We start from the raw sequence: 2,177 nt of genomic DNA, 5'->3' as shown, positions 1-2,177 counted from the left end.
GGGTGTGGCGTGCCCGGCGCCTGCGCCCGGCCAGCGGGACGACGTTGTCGGACTCCTCCGCGGCGACGGTGACGTCCGCGGCGGGGTCGGCCGCGAGGGTCGCGGTGAGGTCCCGCGTCTCGGCGAGGTCCTGGTCCGCGTCCCGGACGGGCTCGATGCGGGTGGTCAGCTCGGTGGCGGACTCCGGCGGGGCCTCGGGCGGGGACGCCGGCGCGGCGTTCCACTCCTGCTCGAGGCGGGCGAAGAAGTCCGCCTTCATCCGACCGGCCGTCTCGACGCTCGGGCTGAGGTCGGTACGACTGCGGTCGAGCGCGGCCGCGAGGGCCACCTCGTGCTCGAGCTCGTCGTCGGAGCCCCATCGTCCCGCGGGCATGTTCGCCGTCCTCACTGCATCCCTGCACTGTTCGTCAGCGTTCGGCCCGATCGGGGCCTCGCGCTCTGCCGACGTTCACCCACACAACGAGCCGGGCGGTCGTCGGTTACGGCGTAGGGACCGTTCACCGCTTGGTGTAGCTCACTCGTCGCATCTGTAACGACAAGCTTGTAGTTCTCGATATAGCGCCGGTTCATCGCAAGCCCTCGGGCATCAACTGGGCGAGCCTGCGGACGGCCCGGTGCTGCAGCGCCTTCACCGCACCCTCCGCGCGGTTCATCCGCTGGGCGGTCTCCGCGACGGACAGGCCCTGCAGGAACCGCATGCGGATGCAGTCCTGCTGGTCCTGGTTCAGCTTGTCGATCGCCTTGAGCAGCTCGGAGTTGGTCGCGTTCTCGATGACCTGCTGCTCCGGGCCGTGCGTGGTCGGCGAGTGCTCGACCATGTCGGCGGTGGTCGACTCGAGCCGGTAGCGGCTCGACTTGACGTGGTCGAAGATCAGGTTGCGCGCGATGGTGACGAACCAGGCGCCGATGTCGCGGCCCTGGTAGCTCACCGACGAGATCCGGCGCAGCGCCCGCAGGAACGTCTCCTGCGTGAGGTCCTCGGCGAGGGTGCGGTCACCGAGCCGGAACAGCACGTACCGGAACACGACGTCCTGGTAGCGCGCGTACAGCTCCTTGAAGGCCTCCTGGTCCCCGGCCTTTCACCAGCTTGTAGCCGTCGACGACGACGGGCCTGCCGCCCACGTCGACGGTGCGGGGCGCGGTGGTGAGCTCCTGGGCGAGGCGGAAGAAGTCCTCGCGCAGGGTCGGGTGGGCCTGCGCGCAGGCAGGCTGCGCGGAACAGGCCGCGAACAGGGCGTCGAGTCCCGAAGCGGCGGAGGGCCAGAAGCCCAGCAGGGTGTTGGCCTGCGGCGGGACGACCGAGTCCAGCACCGCGCTGCGGATGCCCTCGGGATGGTCGCGCAGCGTCTGCAGCGCGAGGTCGGTGCCGTAGGAGACACCGTAGAGGTTCCACGCGTCGATGCCGAGGGCGACCCGCAGGTCGGCGACGTCGGCGGCGTTCTCCGGCGTCGCGTAGGCGGCGAGGTCCACCCCGGTGCCGGCCAGCCGGTCCCGGCACGCCTTCGTCGCGGCGGCACTGCGCTCCGCGGTCGCCGGGTCGAGCGTGTCCAGCCCGGCCCAGTCGGCGAGGAACGCGTCGATCTCGGGGCAGGCGAGCAGGGGATCGGACTTCCAGGTGCCCCGCTGGTCGAGGAAGATCACGTCCCGGTCGGTGTTCCAGCCCGCCGCGATCCGTGAGCCCGCGCTGATCAGGCCGCTGCCGCCGGGGCCGCCCGCCAGGTAGAGCAGCGGGTCCGCCGCGGGCGTCGGCGAGGTGGCCTTCGCCCGGGCCACCGCCAACCGGATCGTGCGGCCGTCGGGGGCGGCGCGGTTCTCGGGCACCGTCAGGTACCCGCACTCCACGCCGGCCCCGAGGTCCAGCTGGGGCACGCCCGGGTAGATCGGGTCGGGGCACGGCGCGGCGGCGTAGCTGCTCCGGGGTGCCTGCGCTGCCCCCGACCCCGCCGCGGGGGCGCACGCCGACAGAACCGCCACCACCCCGACCAGCGCGCCGAGCAGCGCTCGGCGTCGTGCTCCCACCATCGTCCGTCCCCTCGCGTCGGTCCCCGACCGGCCGAATGCTGTCCCGCCGTGTGGCCCAGGACAACCGACCCAGGGTGGGCGCCGACAGGACCTGGGTCCTGGTCCGTCCGGGCGGCGGACGGTCGGCGGCCGGCGGTCTGTTGACGCGGGCGCGA

General features: G+C 72.9%; 2 protein-coding genes and 1 pseudogene. All 3 read right to left on the bottom strand.

What is annotated here, in order from left to right; genetic code table 11:
• A partial coding sequence (locus H5J29_RS30015; RefSeq protein WP_181784332.1) for a hypothetical protein occupies nt 1–373 on the bottom strand: 373 nt, incomplete at its 3' end.
• 193 nt (nt 374–566) lie between these two features.
• A pseudogene (locus tag H5J29_RS30010) lies at nt 567–1,079 on the bottom strand (sigma-70 family RNA polymerase sigma factor); the annotation flags it as partial.
• Nucleotides 994–2,022, bottom strand: coding sequence for an alpha/beta fold hydrolase (locus H5J29_RS30005; RefSeq protein WP_181784331.1), 1,029 nt, complete (start codon nt 2,020–2,022; stop codon nt 994–996). The pseudogene H5J29_RS30010 and the gene H5J29_RS30005, both read right to left, overlap by 86 nt.
• Nucleotides 2,023–2,177: the final 155 nt, after the last annotated feature.

The organism is Pseudonocardia pini, from assembly GCF_013870575.1.
In the GTDB taxonomy this organism is placed as follows: domain Bacteria; phylum Actinomycetota; class Actinomycetes; order Mycobacteriales; family Pseudonocardiaceae; genus Pseudonocardia; species Pseudonocardia pini.
Note: the sequence above shows the minus strand (reverse complement) of the source record. Positions and strands in the feature narration are given on the sequence as shown.

Excerpts from the sequence above, each read along its gene's own strand:
- H5J29_RS30005 (WP_181784331.1), bottom strand. The coding sequence starts at position 2,022 with ATGGTGGGAGCACGACGCCGAGCGCTGCTCGGCGCGCTGGTCGGGGTG.